This window comes from Lysinibacillus sp. RU7 (assembly GCF_057837305.1).
This window is the reverse complement of record NZ_JBYQFK010000045.1, coordinates 1-21,480: the sequence shown is the minus strand read 5'-3', so window position 1 is coordinate 21,480 and position 21,480 is coordinate 1. Positions and strand designations below refer to the sequence as shown.

21 protein-coding genes and 1 other annotated feature are annotated in these 21,480 nt (G+C 36.3%); of the genes, 1 reads left to right on the top strand and 20 read right to left on the bottom strand.

Going from position 1 to position 21,480, the window contains the following annotated elements:
• Positions 1–229 precede the first annotated feature (229 nt).
• The 17 genes from minD to AC3II9_RS20910 all read right to left on the bottom strand — a co-directional run bounded on the left by minD (position 230) and on the right by AC3II9_RS20910 (position 16,529).
• On the bottom strand, positions 230–1,027 hold the full coding sequence (gene minD / locus AC3II9_RS20990; protein WP_391369324.1) for a septum site-determining protein MinD: 798 nt from the start codon (positions 1,025–1,027) through the stop codon (positions 230–232).
• A gap of 1 nt (position 1,028) precedes the next feature.
• Positions 1,029–1,697 carry a septum site-determining protein MinC gene (locus AC3II9_RS20985; RefSeq protein WP_489158616.1) on the bottom strand — a complete coding sequence of 223 codons (669 nt, stop codon included), beginning with the start codon at positions 1,695–1,697 and terminating at the stop codon, positions 1,029–1,031.
• Positions 1,698–1,770: 73 nt separating this feature from the next.
• Positions 1,771–2,295, bottom strand: coding sequence for a rod shape-determining protein MreD (gene mreD / locus AC3II9_RS20980; RefSeq protein WP_391369320.1), 525 nt, complete (start codon positions 2,293–2,295; stop codon positions 1,771–1,773).
• Positions 2,295–3,206, bottom strand: coding sequence for a rod shape-determining protein MreC (gene mreC, locus AC3II9_RS20975; protein WP_489158614.1), 912 nt, complete (start codon positions 3,204–3,206; stop codon positions 2,295–2,297). The genes mreD and mreC overlap by 1 nt, the downstream gene beginning before the upstream one ends.
• Before the next feature lie 12 nt (positions 3,207–3,218).
• Positions 3,219–4,235 (bottom strand): rod shape-determining protein, encoded by a 1,017-nt coding sequence (locus AC3II9_RS20970; RefSeq protein WP_391369315.1) that lies wholly within the window; start codon positions 4,233–4,235, stop codon positions 3,219–3,221.
• A gap of 566 nt (positions 4,236–4,801) precedes the next feature.
• On the bottom strand, positions 4,802–5,188 hold the full coding sequence (locus AC3II9_RS20965; RefSeq protein WP_489158612.1) for a hypothetical protein: 387 nt from the start codon (positions 5,186–5,188) through the stop codon (positions 4,802–4,804).
• A 1,035-nt stretch (positions 5,189–6,223) separates the two neighbouring features.
• On the bottom strand, positions 6,224–6,442 hold the full coding sequence (locus AC3II9_RS20960; RefSeq protein WP_489158610.1) for a hypothetical protein: 219 nt from the start codon (positions 6,440–6,442) through the stop codon (positions 6,224–6,226).
• 369 nt (positions 6,443–6,811) lie between these two features.
• Positions 6,812–7,024: a hypothetical protein gene (locus AC3II9_RS20955; protein ID WP_489158608.1), complete on the bottom strand. Its 213-nt coding sequence runs from the start codon at positions 7,022–7,024 to the stop codon at positions 6,812–6,814.
• 3 nt (positions 7,025–7,027) lie between these two features.
• A complete protein-coding gene (locus AC3II9_RS20950) occupies positions 7,028–7,561 on the bottom strand; it encodes a DUF2812 domain-containing protein (RefSeq protein ID WP_489158606.1) in 534 nt (177 codons plus the stop codon).
• A gap of 45 nt (positions 7,562–7,606) precedes the next feature.
• Positions 7,607–7,921 carry a PadR family transcriptional regulator gene (locus AC3II9_RS20945; protein ID WP_489158604.1) on the bottom strand — a complete coding sequence of 105 codons (315 nt, stop codon included), beginning with the start codon at positions 7,919–7,921 and terminating at the stop codon, positions 7,607–7,609.
• A gap of 336 nt (positions 7,922–8,257) precedes the next feature.
• On the bottom strand, positions 8,258–8,638 hold the full coding sequence (locus AC3II9_RS20940; RefSeq protein ID WP_489158602.1) for a hypothetical protein: 381 nt from the start codon (positions 8,636–8,638) through the stop codon (positions 8,258–8,260).
• Positions 8,639–9,105: 467 nt separating this feature from the next.
• A complete protein-coding gene (radC, locus tag AC3II9_RS20935; RefSeq protein WP_489158600.1) occupies positions 9,106–9,804 on the bottom strand; it encodes a RadC family protein in 699 nt (232 codons plus the stop codon).
• A gap of 13 nt (positions 9,805–9,817) precedes the next feature.
• A complete protein-coding gene (locus AC3II9_RS20930) occupies positions 9,818–10,405 on the bottom strand; it encodes a Maf family protein (RefSeq protein WP_489158598.1) in 588 nt (195 codons plus the stop codon).
• An 87-nt stretch (positions 10,406–10,492) separates the two neighbouring features.
• Entirely contained in the window at positions 10,493–11,122 is a 630-nt protein-coding gene (locus AC3II9_RS20925; RefSeq protein ID WP_489158596.1) for a hypothetical protein, read from the bottom strand.
• A 92-nt stretch (positions 11,123–11,214) separates the two neighbouring features.
• Positions 11,215–12,453 (bottom strand): bifunctional folylpolyglutamate synthase/dihydrofolate synthase, encoded by a 1,239-nt coding sequence (locus AC3II9_RS20920; RefSeq protein ID WP_489158594.1) that lies wholly within the window; start codon positions 12,451–12,453, stop codon positions 11,215–11,217.
• Positions 12,450–13,721: a bifunctional folylpolyglutamate synthase/dihydrofolate synthase gene (locus AC3II9_RS20915; RefSeq protein WP_489158592.1), complete on the bottom strand. Its 1,272-nt coding sequence runs from the start codon at positions 13,719–13,721 to the stop codon at positions 12,450–12,452. Before AC3II9_RS20915 ends, AC3II9_RS20920 begins: the two co-directional genes overlap by 4 nt.
• Before the next feature lie 165 nt (positions 13,722–13,886).
• Complete coding sequence (locus tag AC3II9_RS20910; protein ID WP_489158590.1) at positions 13,887–16,529, bottom strand: valine--tRNA ligase; 2,643 nt, start codon at positions 16,527–16,529, stop codon at positions 13,887–13,889.
• Between the two features lie 41 nt (positions 16,530–16,570).
• Positions 16,571–16,954, bottom strand: a binding site (T-box leader).
• A gap of 434 nt (positions 16,955–17,388) precedes the next feature.
• Here AC3II9_RS20910 and AC3II9_RS20905 point away from each other — a divergent pair.
• Positions 17,389–17,580 carry a hypothetical protein gene (locus AC3II9_RS20905; protein ID WP_489158588.1) on the top strand — a complete coding sequence of 64 codons (192 nt, stop codon included), beginning with the start codon at positions 17,389–17,391 and terminating at the stop codon, positions 17,578–17,580.
• On the opposite strand, the gene AC3II9_RS20900 is transcribed toward AC3II9_RS20905, so the two are convergent.
• The 3 genes from AC3II9_RS20900 to AC3II9_RS20890 all read right to left on the bottom strand — a co-directional run bounded on the left by AC3II9_RS20900 (position 17,557) and on the right by AC3II9_RS20890 (position 21,259).
• A complete protein-coding gene (locus AC3II9_RS20900; RefSeq protein WP_489158586.1) occupies positions 17,557–18,192 on the bottom strand; it encodes a hypothetical protein in 636 nt (211 codons plus the stop codon). The two genes, AC3II9_RS20905 and AC3II9_RS20900, sit on opposite strands and share 24 nt — an antisense overlap.
• A gap of 51 nt (positions 18,193–18,243) precedes the next feature.
• Positions 18,244–19,419 (bottom strand): GGDEF domain-containing protein, encoded by a 1,176-nt coding sequence (locus AC3II9_RS20895; RefSeq protein ID WP_489158584.1) that lies wholly within the window; start codon positions 19,417–19,419, stop codon positions 18,244–18,246.
• Between the two features lie 259 nt (positions 19,420–19,678).
• The gene (locus tag AC3II9_RS20890; protein WP_489158582.1) at positions 19,679–21,259 is read right to left on the bottom strand and encodes a GmrSD restriction endonuclease domain-containing protein; all 1,581 of its coding nucleotides are present in this window, start codon (positions 21,257–21,259) and stop codon (positions 19,679–19,681) included.
• Positions 21,260–21,480 lie beyond the last annotated feature (221 nt).

The window sequence follows — 21,480 nt, the reverse complement described above, 5'->3', positions numbered from 1 at the left end:
ACTTCAGTTCATTTTGAACGCTAGTTGCCTTTTTTTGATTGTTCATTTAAAAAAATGTAAGTTTTTCAGTGCCCTCGTACCTCGCTCCTGCGGGGTCTTCAGCTCATGCTATTCCCGTAGGAGTCTCGCCGATTCCACTTCAATCAACTGGCAAGCCATTTTTGATCACTTTTTTCTAAAAAAAACACGCTTCTATATAGGAATTTTTTTGATAATCAACATACTTGTTTTATTTACTAAAAATCGATTTAATTTTTGCCAACATGCCTTTACGCTCTTCCTCAAGCGCCATTAGCGGTACTGATTCTCCTAAAATACGGCGGGCAATATTACGGTAGCCTAACGATGCTTTATTATTTGGATCCATTACAATAGGCTCTCCCTTGTTGGAAAAGCTAATAACATCCTCGCTATCAATAATAATACCTAATAAATCAATAGATAAATGCGCCGTTACTTCTGTAATATCCATCGTATCACCGCTATCCATTAAATGTTTACGAATGCGGTTAATGATTAACTTCGGTGGTTCAATCGGCTCTTGCTCAAGTAGTCCGATAATACGGTCGGCATCTCGTACCGCCGAAATTTCAGGTGTCGTCACAACAATTGCACGATCCGCTCCTGCAACAGCATTCCGATATCCTTGTTCAATGCCTGCTGGACAGTCGATTAATACATAATCGAACTCCCGTTTTAAGTCCTCTATTAAACTCTTCATCTGCTCTGTTGTTACTGCATTTTTATCTGTCGTTTGAGCAGCTGGTAATAAAAATAGTTTTTCATCTACACGCTTATCTTTTACAAGCGCTTGGTGTGGCTTGCAACGACCCTCAACTACATCGACTAAATCATAAATAATACGGTTTTCTAAACCAAGTATGACGTCTAAATTTCGAAGACCGATATCTGTATCTACTAAACATACTTTTTTCCCTTGAAGAGCCAATGCAGTGCCAAGATTAGCAGTTGTTGTTGTTTTACCGACACCGCCCTTACCTGAAGTTATTACGATTGCTTCACCCACATTAGCTTCCTCCTTTAAACGTATCCAAAAAAGGGCGAATCTTTCTTACCTCTTGTACATGTCCATAAGAAATTTCACCTTCTGAATTTAAGTACGCACATAACTGTTCTCTATGTTTTAAAACAAATTGCTGCTCATTACTCATCGCTTCCATTTGATCTGCGATTAGCACATGCGTTGGCGCAAAAAATGCTGCGGTAATGACAGCTTCCTCATTTCCTTCAATCCCTGCATGAGCAATGCCTTTTAATTTACCTAACACATAAATATTGCCGCCCGCTTCAATTCGACCATTTGGATTCACGTCTCCAATCACGACAATATCCCCACATGTACGAACAATTTGTCCCGAACGTACAATGCCAACATATGTTTCACACTTTTGCTGCGCAACTTGTTGATTGCTTTCTTCGATTGTGAGCACGTCACTTAATATCTTTGACACCAGCATTTTACCCGTATTTTGTACAACTCGAATCAGCTGTTGTTTTTGTAAATCCGTACAATACCGATTTCCTAAGTGAAGTTGTACCTCTACTTTGCCATCAATGCCGCCTTCTGACACTTTCTGCTCCAGCTCTTCAACTAGTTCAGAATATGCACACTGATCATCAAGTCGAAGTACTAGTCCATCTTTTGTCCCTTTAATATGGACATACGACTTTTTCATAGTTAGAGTGACACCCCACGCTTCTGTTTATCAATTACACCTCGGTGTATGTTTAAATACCTACTGAAAGCAGTTAAATCATACTACGTTCTCGCTCAAGCAAACGAGCATCAATCAGATACTTAAACGCCCAACCAAGCATTAATAAAAATAAAAGATTTGCTCCAATTGTTGGTAGCAAACGACCATTGAAAAACGTATCAAATGGCATCGTTGTCAAATGAATTAGCAGGAAAAACTCATACAAAATAAATTCCATTACAGCAACTAGTAAAACAGCTAAAACGGTTGTAATAATTAAATGCTGATGAATAAATTTAACAGTCCAACCTGCTAAAAAACAGATGATTGGATATAACACTACATATAATCCAATAATATCAATGTAAAATACATCGTACAAGAGCCCAAATATTAAACCATAAATAACTGCTCGTTTTCGATTATAGTAAATAGAGATAAAAATTAAATACAAAATTAAAAAACGTGGCACTAAATACATTGTATAGTTTTCGAAATGAATAGGCGAAAATTTAGAAAACTCCGGCTCCAATAAAAACAACAGCACAGCGACGAATGGAATTAATAATCTTACCATTATTCGTCACCTTCAACTGTTGTATTTTCATTTGTTAAGTCCTCATTCGTGCCATCTCCATCTTGGCCATCAACCATCGTCATTGAACGTTTCGCAATAATTACTTCTTCAAGTAAGGAGAAATCGGCTGTCGGTTTGACAAACGCCATCTTTGTTAATCCAAAATCATCGGTTGTCACTTCCGTTACTTCACCAATGAGGATACCTTTCGGGAAAATGCCGCCAAGTCCTGATGATACGACACGTTCTCCTACTTGCACCTTTTGACTTGAATCAATGCGTTTTAAAATTAGTTCGTTGCGTTCTGCATCAAATCCTTCAATTAGCCCGTACACATTCCCTTTTTCACCTTGAACAAGAGCAGATACACGATAATTTGAATTATTTGTATAAAGAAGTTCCACTTCTGATGTAAATGGTGTCACAAGAATAATTTTTCCGATGAGACCGCGCGCTGTCATAACGGGCATATTTTTTTCTACACCGTGTACAGAGCCTTTATTTAAAATAATTTTCTCTTCCCATTGATCAGGATTTCTCGCAATGACCGTCGCATGAAGCGGTTCATAATCGCGTAAGCTTTCTTCTTTATCGACAAGTTCTTGTAACGTAGCATTTTCCGCTTCCAAATCGTGTACTTTTGCTTGCAATACAGCAAAGTCCTCTAAGCGCATTTTTAATAGCTTATTTTCTTCATACGTACTTAAAAGCGATTCAATATTACTAAAAATACCTGTTATGTAATTTGTCGGCTTTGCTACAATTCCTTGTGCAAAGCCAACTGTATCTTTAATGATTTGTTCGGGCAACGTTGCGTTTTGACGATCACGTAATGAAAAGCTAATCAATGCCACAAGGAAAACTACACTTACTAGAAGCAGTATTAATTTTTTATTTGAAAAATGTGGCATTGCCTATCCTCCTTATCTCACTTGTTGCGAACGAATTAAATCAATATGATCCAACGCTTTACCTGTACCAATCGCTACACAATCAAGTGGATTTTCTGCGATAAATACCGGCATTTGTGTTTCACTACTAATGACTTTATCCAAGTTACGAAGTAGTGCTCCACCACCTGTTAATACAATCCCACGTTCCATTACATCTGCCGATAACTCCGGTGGTGTTTGTTCTAATGTCTTTTTCACACCGTCAATAATCGCTGTAATGGCTTCACGTAACGATTCTGAAATTTCTTTTGCTGAAATTTCGATTGTTTTCGGTAAACCTGTTAATAAATCACGTCCTCGAATGTCCATTGATTCATTTGCATCATCTACACGCGCTGTACCAATTTCTACTTTAATCGCTTCTGCTGTACGCTCACCGATTGTTAAGTTATATGCTTTACGGATATATGAAATAATCGCTTGATCCATTGCATCACCACCAACGCGTACGGATTCACTCGTAACAATACCACCTAATGAAATAACAGCTACTTCCGTTGTACCACCACCAATATCGACAACCATTGAGCCTGTTGGTTCCCAAACAGGTAAGTTTGCACCAATCGCCGCTGCAAACGGTTCTTCAATTGTAAAGGCTTCTTTAGCACCTGCTTGACGTGCCGCATCAATTACTGCGCGTTGTTCTACAGATGTAATCCCAAATGGTACACACACCATAACGTTCGGTTTTTTCCAGTTAGAGCCTGAATTTTTTAACGCTTCATGTAAATAATACTTGATCATTTCTGTCGTAATATCAAAATCGGCAATCACACCATCTTTCATTGGACGAATAGCTGCAATCGAGCCTGGTGTACGACCAATCATATTTTTAGCGTTATTCCCTACTGCAACAATGTCACCTGTTTTTGTATTTTTGGCAACAACAGATGGCTCGCGTAAAACGATTCCTTTTCCTTTAATAAATACTAGTGTATTCGCTGTGCCAAGATCAATCCCGACATCCTTATTTCCTAATCCAAACAAATTAAGTACTCCCTTTCTCTATAAGCCATTCTGTGTCAGCTCTCTAAAATCATACGCCTTATTATAGCGGATACATGAACAAAATTATAGTGCCATGTCAACTATTCGTAAACATTTCGACACAATGATCCGTATAACAAAACTCCTTACTCTATTTTATTTGTATTGTTGTCACGAAACAAACAAAAAAACTATGTAACTTTTAACAATTACATTGCAAAACTATGACGATTTTTGTAGAAAGAGGTTCCCTGTTATCCTATTGTAATATTATTAAAATAAATAAACATATACTTTTGCTCCTAATGTGGGCATCAGGTGATTTCGCATTGATTAACATGCTGATAGGGGTGGCGCTATAAAAATATAGATTTACAACGTTAAGCAATATACACAATTATATGCATACTAGACGATAAGCCATAAACATGTAAATGTTGATATATCAAGTGTTTGCGTACCCTGGATAGAAAGCTGTATATAAATGTAATAAGGAAAAACACTTAAAACATTGATTCGGGAACGTTATTTCAATGTAAATTGCATATTTGATACATACTAGCAAATTACTGCTCAACACTTAAAAATTTATTATCTTTTATCTCGTAGTTACCGTATTTCCTTGAAAGTATAACCGTTTTTACAGCATATTTTTCATCAGCAAATACTAATAAAAAACGGTCTTCTAAAATATCAATTCCTCCATTATCACCATTAAATTTAATTCCCATTGAATCTTCAATAACTTCATTTGATGTATAAGGTCCAAATACACCGACTTGAGTCCAATTGAAATCGGTAAGCTTCGTTAAATCAATTGGTTTTTCACTATTTTTTAAAAGAGACTCAATTTCCTTAGCTAAAACCGTGTCTTGACTAGCTCGATTACTTAATACAGTAACAGCTAAACCTACAGCAGCAGTAATTAGAATTGCATAAACCATTTTTTTCATAACTACTTACATCTCCTTAAATTTTAATATTCCATATTTTAGAAGACGTTAAATGGTGGAGCTAGTTTCCAAAGCGTCCCTTGGTAACATTTCATTGACAGTCTATTTATATGTTAAAGCCATTCAGAACAAGTGAATCGAACAGTCCTCTTTAAAATAATTTCTCACACCGTCTCAAAGCATTATTTTCTAATAAAAACAGCGACAAACACTGATTTAACAGTACTTGTCACTATTTAAAATGATACCAAGCTTTCATTTGGGAACGTTATTTTGTATGTGTTTGTATAGTTTGAATAAAATCAAACGAACTTGACGCTGTTTTTACTTGCTGTTGTGCTTCTGTTTTTATAGCATTGATTAGTTTATTTTTGATTGAGGGTTTTTAGTGTTCTTTTTTAATCCTGTTGCAATCCCAATCATACAAATTATTATTGCAAGAGAATACCAATCGAAAGTGCCTAACTTAACTAAATCATAAGTAAAAGTGATAATACTAAGAACTGCGACAAAGTAGAAAAAATATATAATTTTCAAAACTAACACCCCACAAATAATATTTACCATATATTGTAACGCCTTTTGTGTTTTATTCATTATTAATTTAACTATGAGAAAGCCCCCAAAGTGTCATTTGCGAACGTTATTATGTATACATTATTTAAATTTAAAATTATAAAAATCAAACACATTATTTTATTGTAGTAAACCTAACATAAGAAGAATAGCGACTAACACCATTAATAGAGTGATAGGGAAAGGAATTGGTTTACTGAACTTAATTTTTTTGGACAAAATATACGCAAAAATCAATAAAATCAAAAATATTACCATTACAAGTGCAAGATTAGCCACCATTTTACTCCTCCGTTTCAAATATTTAATTAACCTTGGATTTAATACTTATTATTCCGAGTTTAGGTCATTAAACAATGGGTAATGGTTCTCTAAGTCATTTGGGAACGTTATTTTGTATGTGTTTGTATAGTTTGAATAAAATCAAACGAACTTGATGCTGTTTTTACTTGCCCACCATTATGCATTTTTCTTCGATTCTTTCGCCACTATAGAAATGTTATGTTGTGCGCAAAACTCTTCCACCGCTGAAATAAATTCAGGTGAGTACATCGCAAAATGGATATTCTTCCCGTCTTTGTTATGCAATTTCATTGTATATTTAATTTTTTCAATCTTCTCAATCGATTTGACAGGTATAGAGCGTTGTGAAATCATGAACGAGAAAAATTTTATCAAATATTGAATGGCATCCTTTTTTATAGTTGCTGTATGTATCGTCATAGTGAAATAAAAAACTATGATGATTCCTAAAACGAATAATATCTTTAGCGCTGAAACGGTTGTAGGATTAAAAATCGTAAGGATTCCCATGAATATATAACTTAAAGAGTATAAATATTCTCGTTTTGAATGAAATTCCATTTTCCACTACCTTTCAATAAATAGTTTTAATTTATTCATTCCATACAACATCATAAACGAAAGATAATAACAATTTCATTTAGATAAACCGCCTCCTTATCAACTAAATATATTAATTATAACAAAAAATACCAAATATAAAACAACACGCTAAATCGTGGAACAACGTCAACATATGTAACTTTATTTCATTTGTCGCATCTCCCGTTCATTGTTCCACGACTCATACTTAGGCAATATAAATGACCCAATTACACCAATTGACAACGGTATTAGTAAATAGTTCATATGCTCTTGAATAAACTCTTTATAAAGTCCAAATGCTGCCATCGTAATCGGTAGTATTGCCGACAAATTACATAAGAAGAAAACCCAACGTAACACTCTCGTATTCATCATTTACCCCCGAAGCTGTTTCATATTTTTCGTTCTATTCCAAATTCGCCAAGCCAAATAAATTGCTACTAAACTATAAAATATTATAAGCACCGGCAAATAATCCTCACGCCTATAGTAATACCAAATGGTACAGCCAATAATCCCAACAACAAATATACTAAAACCGACGAGGTCCATTTTTCGACGCTGCCTCTCTCGCTCGATTAACGATGCATTATCCGAATATATATCCATAGCTACATTTGAAATAAAAATGTATTTATAATTATTCCACCTACATGGTACCTGCTGCCATCCTGTTTCTTCAAAAAGCGTCACATAATCCTCAAATTCTGACTTATTTTTCATCCTGCGGTAATCAATTTTATAATGCATCCCCTTCACCGCTGAATCTAGCTCAAATGTATAAGAAAGATTCGCTTCACCATCACCAAATGCAATTAAACGCCAGCCGAGGTCAGCTAGCTCATTTAGCCACTTCTCCTCCTGTTCAAATGAATGAAATCTTTTATGTAAAGTCTTCGTCACGGACATAACACTAAAACACCTCCTATATTTGAATAAAATACTATTCCAGTATTACTTTCCGGCCCCTTGTACTCGGTATGTAATTTTCAGTAGCTGCTCATATCTTTGTTGCTCTTGTAGTAATGCCGATAGCCCCGTCTCTGTAATCGCATAAATTTTCTTTTTGCGATTATCTAAATCAACGCCGACAACCTCAATATGCTTTTGCTTTTCAAGGTTTTTTAATACGCCATACAACGTTCCTGGCGCAATTTCATACTGCTCCTCGCTCACCTCAAAAATCGTTTTAATAATGCCATAACCATGCATCTGCCCCTTTGATAATGCTAATAAAATTAAATACGTTGGTTCTGATAAAGGAAACATATTACCTCCATATAATGACTGTCGATATATCGATGTTCGTATCATAACAAGATAATATATCGAGCGTCAATATATAAAAGGCTAAAAAATGGTATTTATGATAAAAATAAGAACAAAAAAATGTTCTTAAGGGACAGATTGTTCCTAAGCAGTCAAAAGCAAACAACCCCATTCAAAATAATGAATGGGGTGTAATGTTACTAAAGCGGTGTTTGGGCACTTTTAAACTGTTTGTTGCCCCCGTTAATTCAAGATGAAATCTTATGTTGGAGAATTTATTTTGAATACTTTAGTTGTTCCAGTTCTCCCTAACAAAGGCTATTGCACTTTCAATAGTTAAGACATTTCCTTAAGCCAACTTTCACCCATTTCTCTTACTAACGAGTGAATAACGCCAATTTTACTAACAATGTTCACATAATCCAGTAATACATTTATTACACCATCATTTAATCCTAACTTTTGTAAATCTTTCACTAGTTCAACATCATTCTCGGAAACATTACCATTACGACTTTTAAGATAATCAATTGGTGTTGAAGAAGTTACTTGTTTTATATACCATTCTTCGGAACTCATTCCTGTTTGAGCTTTAAATTTTTCTTGTTGTTTTGCTTTCCATTTTTCAATTGTTATTCCATACACTTCTTTAAACCTTTCTTCAGGAGTCTTGCCGTGTACGATTTTACCACGCATATTCTTATAATCTTCTCGCATACCATCCCCCCTAAAATTAATACTTTAAAGTGCATTTCGGTACAAAATATATTTTCCCTTCAAACGTTTCATGTTGCATCCTGCTACACATTAGTTTTAAGTACAAACCTTCCCAAACCATCGTTTGGATGTTTTGGGAATCTTAACGTTGTAAATTTGCATTTTCCTGACGCTACGCCCTATATAATGTTATAAGTATAAACATGGTCCGTTTCTGCGAAAGACAGATTCAACTCACTATACACTGTTCCACATAAAAAGAACATTCCATAAGCTACAATCATGGAATGTTCCAGTACAGAAAAAATATACGATTACATATTACGAATAATAACGATTACACATTGGGCTCTTTATCAAAATATATACTTCATTTACAAAACCCTTTACCTTCATGCTTAGCGCAAAAACAGATTTTTCACACCGAACTTCGTTTAATAGCTCTGTATACATGTGTCATAAATTCCTTAAAAATAGCCTTTTTCTTTCATACTGATAAATTGATGATCACCAATAATAATATGATCGATTAAATCAATGCCAATAATAAGGCCAGCTTCCATTAAGCGCGTCGTCACATCAATATCTTCCGGGCTTGGTGTCGGCACCCCCGATGGATGATTATGTGCACAAATGATAGAGGCAGCAGAGCGCTTTACGGCTTCGCGGAAGATTTCGCGTGGATGCACGATTGAGGCGTTTAAACTGCCGATAAAAATCGTCTTTTTATGTAACACTTGATTTTTTGTGTTTAAAAAAAGAACGACAAAATGTTCTTGCTGCAAGCTAGACATTTCTGGCATTAAAAAATGCGCTGCATCATCTGGCGAACGAATCGTGAAACGTTCATTGATTTCTTTTTGTGCAAGACGACGACCTAACTCGATCGCAGCTAAAATTTGTACCGCTTTTACTTCTCCTACACCTTTAATCGATGTCATTTCTTCAATCGTTGCGTCTCGTAACGCATGCAATTTTTCAAAATTCATCAATATACGATTAGCAAGGGCCAGCACAGAGTCCTCCTTTGTCCCTGTTCGTAATAGAATGGCTAATAATTCTTGGTTGGATAAACTTTGTGCGCCTTGCCTAATGAGCCGTTCCCGTGGTCGATCGTGTTCATGAACATCGCGAATTTTCAACTCTGGAAATGGTGTAAGCGTCAACTATGTCACTCCTTTAAATTGAGATATATTGCAGTGACAATAAGTGCTCTACTAATGAAGCTAACGGTAAACCAACAACATTATTATAATCGCCTTCGATGCGGTCTACGAAAAATACACCGTCCGTTTGAATGCCATATCCCCCTGCTTTATCAAATGGGTCTCCTGAATCTACATAGGCTTCCATTAATGCTGATGGAATATCTTTAAATATAACCTTTGTTTTTTCAACAAACGTCCTTTCTGTGCCATCTGGGGCAATGAGTGCTACAGCTGTCATGACAGTATGCACATCATTTGATAAAGTTTGCAAATGCTCTATTGCCTCTTGACGCGATTTAGGTTTATGCAGTAAGCAATCATTATAGACAACAATTGTATCTGCACCAATCACTAGTTTATTCGGACATTTTTTCGCCACATCTCTTGTTTTAAGCAGTGCTACCTCTGTTACATATTGCTGTACATTTTGCGCTTTTACGCTTGTCTCTTCTACATCACTTGTCACAATATCGAATGGAATATTTAAAAGACTAAATAACTCCTTTCGACGTGGTGATGCTGATGCCAGTACAAATGCGTGCGTTGTTTTGAAATTCATGATGATACCCCCTTGGCACTATCATAACTGACAATTGCTTTTTTGAAAAATCTACGCGATTACGTAAAATTTCATTTTGCTTCATTTTTACTCATCAAATTTTATTTTTAGACAATCGTGTTGATCATAAAAATGAGCTAACGCATGTAGCCGAATGACATTTATATCATCGGAAAGTGCTGTAATACTCTCCATAAAAGCCTTCCACTCATCTGGTGCTTGTCCATTATCTGTCGATTGTTCAAAATTATTTTTTAGCTTATTTTCATCTTGTACATAAATGGGGATATTGGCAATAGTATCTTGCGGACAAGCTTCACTGTAAAACTGAAAAGATTTCGAAAATGAGGTTGGCTCCATTTTACTCTCTAACTTCCCTGGCGATACTGCAGACCAAACATAAAATTTATCCACTACCTGTACGACAAGTGCCTTATTTAGTGTAGGATAAGCAGACATAAACTCCGTAGCACTATCAAGCGTCGTAAAAGCACCATGCTGACTTGCATACAAACGCACGTTTTTTTGAGGAAGTGTGTTTACTTCAACTACATCGCCCTCTTCCCCTTCATCTGTTGTAACAGCAGGAGCGTCTACTGGTGCTGATGCATTCATTAGGAAAAGTGCAAAAATGCCAACGCCTGCTAGCCCGATAAATATACCAAGCAGCGCAGCACGAATTACTTGCTTTGTACTAATCATTTGCTTTGAAAACATTGCGATCACCTCAAGCACCACATTACCAAATCATAATAAAAAAAGGACAAGAGTTATGTCGCTCTTGTCCTAAAATTTTTCGACAAATACATTTATGATTCGCACTTTAACTGTGCACGTAGCATGCTTAATAAATATAAAGAGCCTGTTACAATAATGATTGTTCGCTCATCTTTAGGTTGTTGTAAATAGCTGATTGGGTCATGTGTAATACGACGATCCACTGCCTTGCTTTTTTTTATAATATCTTTCGCCTTCATCGCACGTTCATTATTAAAATTCACAAACGTAAATGTTGTACTCACTTGTTCAAGTAGCCTTAGCACCGCATCTATCTCTTTATCGGCTAGCATTCCGACAACAAACTCAATATTTTTGCGAGGTAAATGTGTTTTAATCGTCTCGACAAGCTTTTCAGCACTCGCTGGATTATGTGCACCGTCGAAATAAACATTCGGTAATACTTCTTCAAATCGTCCAGCAAGCGAGGCACTTGCAACACCTTTCTTTAATGCTTCTCCGTCCATTTCTATACGTAAATGTGCTGCCACTTGTAAAAAGGCGATAATCGCTAACGCCATATTATGTGCTTGATGATTACCTACCATTTTGCGAGTTAATGCATCTAGCTTTACTTGCATATGCTCAAAGCAATCATTTTTTACATGAAAATCCTGACCTAATATGAAAAGTTTTGCTTCTTTTTCTGCTGCTGTTTTCTTGACGACCGCTAATGCTTCCTCAGGTAAATCACCTATTACTATAGGCACACCTTTTTTAATAATACCTGCTTTGTGGTATGCAATGTCAGCTAGTGTATTTCCCAGGAAATTTGTATGTTCCAATGCGATACTTGATATAACGGAAACAACAGGTGTAATGACATTTGTACTATCAAGCACCCCACCCATCCCGGTTTCAATTAACGCAATATCTACAGCTTTATTTTTAAAATGCAATAGCGCTGCGCATGTTAATAACTCAAAATCTGTACAGGTCCCACTGATCCCCGCCTGTTGCATTTCTTGAAATAGCTTATCCATCTCTGCCTCAGCAATCAGTTCACCATTAATCTGAATTTGATCATGTACATCTAAAATACACGGTGACATAAACTTCCCAACCGTTACATGATGTTCACGTAAAATCGCTTCTAAAAAGGCAATTGTTGACCCCTTCCCGTTCGTCCCTGCCACATGAATAAAGATCGTTTCACGTTCAGGATGCCCGAGCAACTCAAGTGCCTGTTCCATCGCTTGTAAACCTGGTTTTATCACTTGTTCACTCTGGATTTGCCATTTTTCCTTATATTGCTCTAAACCTGTAATCATACTAGTTCCTCCTGTAAAAATGTACGTGCCTCCGCAATAAAATAGAGTGAACCCGTAATAATTAGCAACTCATCTGATGCAATTTGCGCGATTTGTTCACGCAACAACGAGCGCCAATCTTTATGAATAAACTTTTTTTTGTGCGTACTTTCTTTTGCTAGTGCTTCTGCTGTTGCGGCGCGTGGTAAAGCGATTTCTGTAAAGTGCATTTCGGCTGCTACCGCGTCCATCATACGAATACTAATGCGATGGTCTTTGTCTTGAAGTGCCGCATAAACAAATTTATAGCGTTTCTGCGGAGCGACTTGCGCAAGTGTTGCCAGTAACGCTGTGGTCCCTTCTGAATTATGTGCACCATCTAAAATAATTTGCGGTGTCACACGTTCAAAGCGACCATCCCAACTCGCATATAGTAAGCTTTCTCGAATCACTTGATCGCTAATCGACGAATCGAAAAGAAGCGCAGCTGTTATCGCTAACGCCGCATTATCAAGCTGATGCGTGCCCGCCATTTTCACATATACATCTTCTAATTTTCTCCCTAATGCTTCGTATGTAAAGGTTTGTTCCGTCGCATTCTTATTGAGTACAATCGTTTGGTCAAGCATGTATAGCGGGGCATTTTTCTCCTGGGCTCTTTCACAAATCACGTTGCGCGCCTCGCTATGACGAACACCGACAACGACAGGTTTACCTGCTTTCATAATGCCGGCTTTTTCATTCGCGATTTCCTCATACGTATCGCCTAACATCTCCGTATGCTCGAGCGAAATGGTTGTAATCACACTCACTTCAGGAACAAGTACATTCGTCGAGTCTAACCGACCGCCTATGCCCGTTTCAATGAGTGCAACATCCACTTGTTGTGCTGCAAAATGCTGAAACATAATGAGCGTTACAAATTCAAAAAAGCTTGGAAATTGACCTTCTAAGTCTCGTTCAATAATTTGCACAATTGCATTTGCATATCGCACAAAATCTTCGTCTGAAATTTGTTGTTTATTAATCGTAATACGTTCATTTGCTCGTTCTAAATGCGGTGAAATAAAAGCTCCTACGGTTAACCCATGATGCATTAAAATTTCTCTTGTTGCATTTAATGTAGAACCTTTCCCATTGGAGCCTGCAAAGTGAATAAATTTTGTCTGATGGTGCGGATTACCAAGTGCTTGTAAAATTTTTCGAGCGGACTCTAGAGGCTGGCCTTTATATTGGCTCGCTTTTAATGCAAAAATGTAATCTGTACAATGTTTCATTGATTGGAACAATCGATATTCCTCCTAAATTGCCGAAATGAATCACCACTATAGATTGTGTATGATTCCTCACAGTTTGTCTATCATCTTGTTTATACAAAATATAAAGGGTTATCCAGAAAGTAAAAACTTTCTGAACAACCCCTTCACTCCTTAATGATCATCCATTAAGAAATATTACATCTCTTTTAAATCCGCTAAACGCTTCTCAACTGTTGCATACTTTTCTTCGTAGTCTGCCAGTTTTTCACGTTCTGCATTTACTAATGCTTCTGGTGCTTTCGAAACGAATTTTTCATTTGATAGCTTCCCTGTTACAAGTTTTACTTCTTTTGCCCATTTATCTAATTCTTTTTGCAGGCGAGCAATTTCCTCTTCTACATTGATTAAACCAGCAAGTGGTAAGAATAGCTCTGCACCCGAAACAACGGCTGACATTGTTTGACCTGGCGCTTCAACGCTTACACCAATCTCAAGCATTTCTGGGTTACAGAATTTTTCAATATATGCTTTATTTGTTTCAAGTATTGCTGCTGTTTCTGGATCTTTTGCCGAAATGTAAAGCGGCACTTTTTTACTCATCGGTGTATTTACTTCTGCACGAATATTACGTACAGAACGAATAATGTCTACTAATAGCTTCATTTGGCCTGCTTCTGCCTCAAAGTTAAATTCTGGACGTACTTGTGGCCAAGCTGCTACTGTAATGGACTCGCCTTCATGTGGAAGGTGCTGCCAAATTTCTTCTGTTACGAATGGCATAAATGGATGTAATAAACGCATTATTTGATCTAATACGTACGCTAGTACAGAACGCGTTGTTTTCTTCGCCACTTCATCTTCCCCGTACAGTGGTAATTTCGCCATTTCAATATACCAAGAACAGAAGTCATCCCAAATGAAGTTGTACAGCTCGCGGCCTACTTCACCAAACTCGTATTTATCAGACAACGCCGTTACACGTTCAATTGTGTTATTTAAGCGCGATAAAATCCATTTATCTGCAACAGATAGTTCACCTGTTAAATCGATTTCTTCATACGTTAAGCCTTCCATATTCATTAGTGCAAAACGAGAAGCATTCCAAATTTTATTAATAAAGTTCCAAGTAGACTCTACTTTTTCAGTTGAATAACGTAAGTCTTGCCCTGGTGATGAACCTGTTGATAAGAAGTAACGTAGCGAATCTGCACCGTATTGGTCAATGACATCCATTGGGTCAACACCGTTTCCTAATGATTTACTCATTTTACGTCCTTCTGCATCACGAACTAAACCGTGAATCAGTACATCTTTAAACGGACGTTCACCTGTGAATTCTTTCCCTTGGAAAATCATACGGCTTACCCAGAAGAAAATGATATCATAGCCTGTTACTAATGTGTTTGTTGGATAGTAACGCTTGAATTCCTCATTTTCTGTATCTGGCCAACCCATTGTTGAGAACGGCCAAAGCGCGGATGAGAACCACGTATCAAGGACGTCTTCATCTTGTGTCCAGTTTTCTGCATCTGCTGGCGCTTCTTTCCCAACGTAAATTTCACCTGTTTCATTATGATACCAAGCTGGAATTTGATGCCCCCACCATAATTGACGTGAAATACACCAGTCATGAATATTTTCCATCCAGCGATTATATGTGTTTTCAAAGCGAGCAGGTACAAAGTTTACCTTCTCGTCTTCTTCCGCCTGCATCGCAAGAGCCTGCTCAGCAAGAGGACCCATTTTTACAAACCATTGTGCAGACAAATACGGCTCTACTACTGCACCCGAACGCTCAGAGTGACCAACTTGGTGAACATGTGGCTCAATTTTGATTAGCACACCTTGTTCTTGTAAGTCGGCTACGATTTGCTTACGACATTCAAAGCGATCCATACCTGCATATTTGCCGGCTAGGTCGTTCATTGTACCGTCTTCGTTCATGACTAAAATACGTTCTAAGTTATGACGATTACCCACTTCAAAGTCATTCGGGTCATGTGCTGGTGTCATTTTTACCACACCTGTACCAAATTCCATATCTACATAATCGTCTGCTACGATTGGAATTTCACGACCAACGATTGGTAAGATAACTGTTTTTCCAATTAAATGTTTATAGCGCTCATCTTCTGGATGAACCGCTACACCAGAGTCCCCAAGCATCGTTTCTGGACGTGTTGTTGCTACTTGTAATTTGCCAGATCCGTCTGCTAATGGGTATTCCATATGATAAAATGCGCCTTCTACTTCTTTATGGATTACCTCGATATCCGATAATGCTGTTTTCGCTGCTGGATCCCAGTTAATAATACGTTCGCCGCGGTAGATTAAACCTTTTTCGTAAAGTTTTACGAATACTTCTTTTACTGCATCCGATAAACCTTCATCTAACGTAAAACGCTCGCGTGAATAATCCAGTGCTAAGCCTAACTTTGACCATTGCGCGCGAATATGAGAAGCATATTCTTCTTTCCATTCCCATGTTTTTTCAAGGAATTTCTCACGGCCAAGGTCATAACGTGTAACACCTTCACCGCGTAATTTTTCTTCTACTTTTGCCTGTGTCGCAATCCCCGCATGGTCCATCCCTGGTAACCAAAGTGCATCGTATCCTTGCATACGTTTCATACGAATAATGATATCTTGTAATGTTGTATCCCAAGCATGACCAAGATGTAGTTTCCCTGTTACGTTTGGCGGTGGGATGACGATCGAATATGGCTCCTTCCCACTCTCTGGCTGTGCTTTGAAAAATTCACCTTTTAACCACCATTCATAACGACCAGCTTCTGTGCCTTGTGGATCGTACTTTGTCGGCATTGTAATTTCTGTCATGTTGTTTCCTCCTTTAGAAAATAAAAAACCCCCATCGTCTATAAAAGGACGAGGGAGTTAGATCGCGGTACCACCTTTACTTCCAAATAGGCTGAGTCAAGCGCTCGCATTCTGCGTCACTCCTTATTCAGTAATCCTCATGAACGTTTATGTTCACTGCGGTTACTTCATGTCGTCGTTCCTTGACTTCAAGCGCTTTCTTTCAGCCTATTGTCAAGTACACGTCAAGCGCTCGCATTTTGCTAAGCTCACTGCCACATTGGCACTTCATTCGTTAACGGTGTTTAACCGGCTCTTTACTACTATTAGTTCATAAAGGCTGCTCCTAGGCTACATTCAAAAACGCTCATGCGGAAACTTTTCAGCTACCGTTCCCTCTCTGCTAGCATTACCTGTTTTTTACTCTTCCTATTCACTGCATCAAATATTTAGCTACATGCTATTGTAAACAATTTATGCATGATTTTCAAGCTAAGTTACAAATATATAAGGTTCATCGGATCGATTTACCACCATGCTTACATAAGCATTCAACTTTTTACTTGTTGTGTCGTAAACGCATGTCGAAGAATAGACTATAATGACCTCTCTGTAATTTGTATAACAGCTTTTTATCGAATCATTCACCGTCAAAATTCACACCTATTATAGTCGTTGCCATAATCTACTTAAATCATTCATATAATTTTTCACAGGTTCATTTTTTATAACGATTTGAACAACCTTTTAAATAACTATGCTTGTTTATTTTCACAAGTTTCATCAGTGATTCTTTTATAACCTTTATAAAACAGTCTTATTAAAAAAAACTATCCACAACAGCGGATAGTCGATTTTAAAACGAAAGGAAGTTATAAAAATGAGGCGAAATTATAACCCTTATTTATTGCCAAAGTGGCTTCGTAAAACACGTTTTTACTGTAGACACATCATATTACCAGTAGCCATATTCCAAGCAATCCGCACACTTATTGTACCAACAACAGGCGATATGATTTTGCTCGCTATTTTAGCACTTTTATCCTATCTACTCTTGGCGGATATTATTTAAAGGAACAGATTGTTTGCGATAACTGTCCTCTAATTCAAACAAAAATCCTGTCGATTCTTTTACCGTTTCTTCAACATATTCTTCCACCAACTGTTCCATAGGTGACTCTACAAATGCCTCTACAATTTCTGGTCTAGCTTCTTCTTTCACTTTTGCATTTGTACTTTCTTTCAATTCTAATTTCGGTTCTTCTATATACAACGTTTCATCTTGTACATCGTCTGTCACCGTTAACTCTTCATATACACAAACGACTTGCCATCCTATACGAAGTACATCTTGACATGTTGTTTGAATATCTTCTACTCGTAAATCCTTTAATTCGATATTTGGTAGTTCTAATCTAAATGGTAAAGCATATTCGAAATAACCTTCATCATCTGCTAAATCAATATGTTCAATAAACGTACCCTCAGCAGATTGCGGTTGTGCTTCTAATCCAAATTGTACTTTTGCTGTTATATGATAGATGCCCTGTATGCGAATTGCGTTATTTAGTTGTTCTTTTTCCCAATTGACTCGGACGTTTATTGATTTGCCCTCTTTCACGCTTCCTAGTTCGAGCGGAAACTTAAACACTTCTTCTACGTGCCAATCCATTATTTGCGACAAAAAAATCCCTCCTTGCAACACCGTATGCACAAAGGAGGGATTTATTCATACTTAAATAGACATAAGCGATTGGACTGTATATGTATTACGTCCTTTCGATTTACTTTTATAAAGTGCTTCATCCGCTACCGTATAACAACTTTGAACATTTTTGATTGTTTGCACTTCTGCTTCACATACACCGATACTCATCGTCATATATTTTGCACACTCAGAACACGGATGAGAGATGTTTAATTGCTGAATTTGTGTCAACAATTCTTCACATATTGTAGCAACATGTGGTAAATGACCGTCAGCAATCATAACAAACTCTTCCCCTCCCCATCTGCCAACAAAATAACCATATTTCTTCGCAAATTCCGCTAAAGTGGAAGCTACCTTTACAAGTGCCTCATCGCCAATAAAATGCCCGTAATAATCATTATATTGCTTGAAATAATCAATATCCATTAACAATATTGTTACCGGAACAGCTTTTTCTCCACCTTGTAATAGGCGACTAGCTTTTAAATCAAGCGCTCGACGATTTGGTAATTTCGTTAATACATCATGGGAAGCAATGCGGGCTAGTTCTTCATTTTTTTCTTGCAGTTGCTTAGTTAGCTCTTTTGTTTTCGACGTTTCTTTTTGGAGTAATAGTTGTTGTTTAATGCTCGTCATTTGTGTACGATACACCATCCACTGTATAAACATGCCGGTTGGTACAACAATCAATACAGAGGTTAATATACTCATCGCCTGTTCATTTGTACTATTCATGAAACTCGCTATAACAAAGACTACCGTTGCAAACGCTGCTGGCAATACAAATTGATGCATCTTTAAAATAAGTAATGCTGCAATAAGCAAGTAAAACACTTCAAAAATAGCCATATGCTTATAAAATAGGACATCTCCCATTGTGATTAATGTAATCAGCACTAACATGCTATATACATACACCTGAATATACCGCTCATATTTGTGAATCGTTTGAGGATTTATATTTAATCTTTTTTTATGATTAACATAAAAGACACTCATATTTACATAAAATAGAATTGTATATAAACTAGCAAAAGCTAGTGCGTTGTTCTTTTCTATATTAAAGAAATAAATATGGCTAAAATGTATGCCTGTCACAAGCATAAGCGTATAAAAAACAAGTGTTGCAATGATTTTCATGCGCTGTAAATTCAATCGTACGATACTTTCTCTCACTTCATACGTTAAGGATGTTTGCATAAATTCACCTACAATAGTCGTTCGATTTATTACGCCTATTATAATACGAATGCACTTAAATTCTTCTTAAAAGAAAAGACTATAGTCTAAAACAAAACAAAAATATGGTAGGTTATTATACCTACCATCTTTCGAGAACACACTACTAATCAGTAGTATACTTTCTTAAGATTGTTGATTTATTTTGAACGACTTTCTTCACTAGGAAGTATTACATATTTACAGACTCATTTCGGAGACGTCAGTAATATTATATAACTCACAATAACGTTTTTACAAATTCCGATAAAATTTCCGCTCTTTTATTTATAAAATCATTATAATTCAACTCAAATGTATCTTTCGGGCACCCATGTGTTTTTAAAATTTCTTCAATTGAAGCAGATGAAGGATTTAATAATTTCTTATACTCTGAAGGTGCTTTATCTTTTATCTTTTGATTGTCTGCATTATTTAAGAAGCATAGATTACTTAAAATATTAATTTCTTTATTCTTTAGCCCTTGATTACTTAAATATTTTTTAGGGAATATATGATGAAATTCGTTTTTACTACAATTTTTTAAAACTTCCTCCAATCCAACATTCGCTCCAGAAATAAACGAACGAGGAGTTAGATTTGCTAAGGTTATAACATATATCTTAGTATTAACCGTAGATAAATCAAATTGATTAGTTAAGAAAAAGTCCTTTTCTATGTCACATTTAAAATTTGATACTTTTAATTCTTCATTTTTTAATAGTGCTAAAAAGTTTAAAATATCCTTTTCTTGTTTATCATTTACACCACTAGAATATCTTCTTGAATAACATGCTCTCCAAAACCATTTTATTAACTCTTTTCGTTGCTTATCACTATACAAACGTCCATTTTTTTTATCTGTTGCAAAAAAGACGGATAAAGAAGCTAACATAGAAGGGTATGGTAAGACTTTATATGAATTAACTTTAACTTCCTGTTTTAAAAAGTCTATGGCTCCTTTTATTCCATTCTTTATTTTATTAAAGTTTTCTCTTATTTCTTGCCCTGTAATATTTACAATTGCATCTGGAGAAGTGTTTTTTTTGATTACAGCACTACAACACTTTAATAATAAATCTTGATTTTCTGATAACTCTCCAAAATTAAAATCTTCTAATTCATCAGCGAGATTTTCAATTTGTTCTCTTAAATCAAATTGTTCATTCCAAGACCAAGCTGTAATTAGCTGGAAAGTATCTAAATCTGTTCCCGCTCTATTTATCCTATCAAATACTATTGTAACTTTCCCTTTATCTTCAGTTTCGATTTCTTGGATAGGTATCATTACTTCTTTAAATTTCTCTTGAAGCTTATCTATTTTCTTTATATCTTCTTTTGATAGTTCTTCAGTTGCTGCTCTATACCCTACTGAATCGAATAATACTTTCATTGGAAAATGACACTTACCATCTACTTCTTCATCTTTTAATGCAATAAATAAGCTATCATTCGATCCCTCTGCATTTTTATAATCAAAATAAATATCTATCCAATTATGATTAGTTTTAGTAGGTTTTATTTCATCTTGAAAAACTGTAAATAAAGAAGTAATTCTTTGTTGTCCATCTAAAACATACTTTACTGGATAATCTTTTTCAGGGTCAGGTAATGTAAAATTACCAAAATCCTTTTCTACTTTAAGTTTTTCGCTTGTTTTCCAGAAAAATAAATTCCCAATTGGTATATCCTTATATAAACTATCTAGAAGAAATGCCACCTGATTGGGAGTCCAAACAAAATCCCTTTGAAAAGATGGAATACGAATCTCTCCACTAACTACTTTATTAATAATAGTTCTAATAGTAATTGGTTCGGCCATTTTAATCCCCCTGCTATTGTTCAACTTTGATTATTAGTTAATTAAATACAACATATTTTCAGGTGTATTGATTATCAAAATATTTCCTGTATAGAAGCGTATTTTTAGAAAAACGTGATCAAAAATGACTTGTCAGTTGATTGTAGCGGAATCGGCGAGACTCCTACGGGAATAGCATGAGCTGAAGACCCCGCAGGAGCGAGGTACGAGCGACGAGGAGG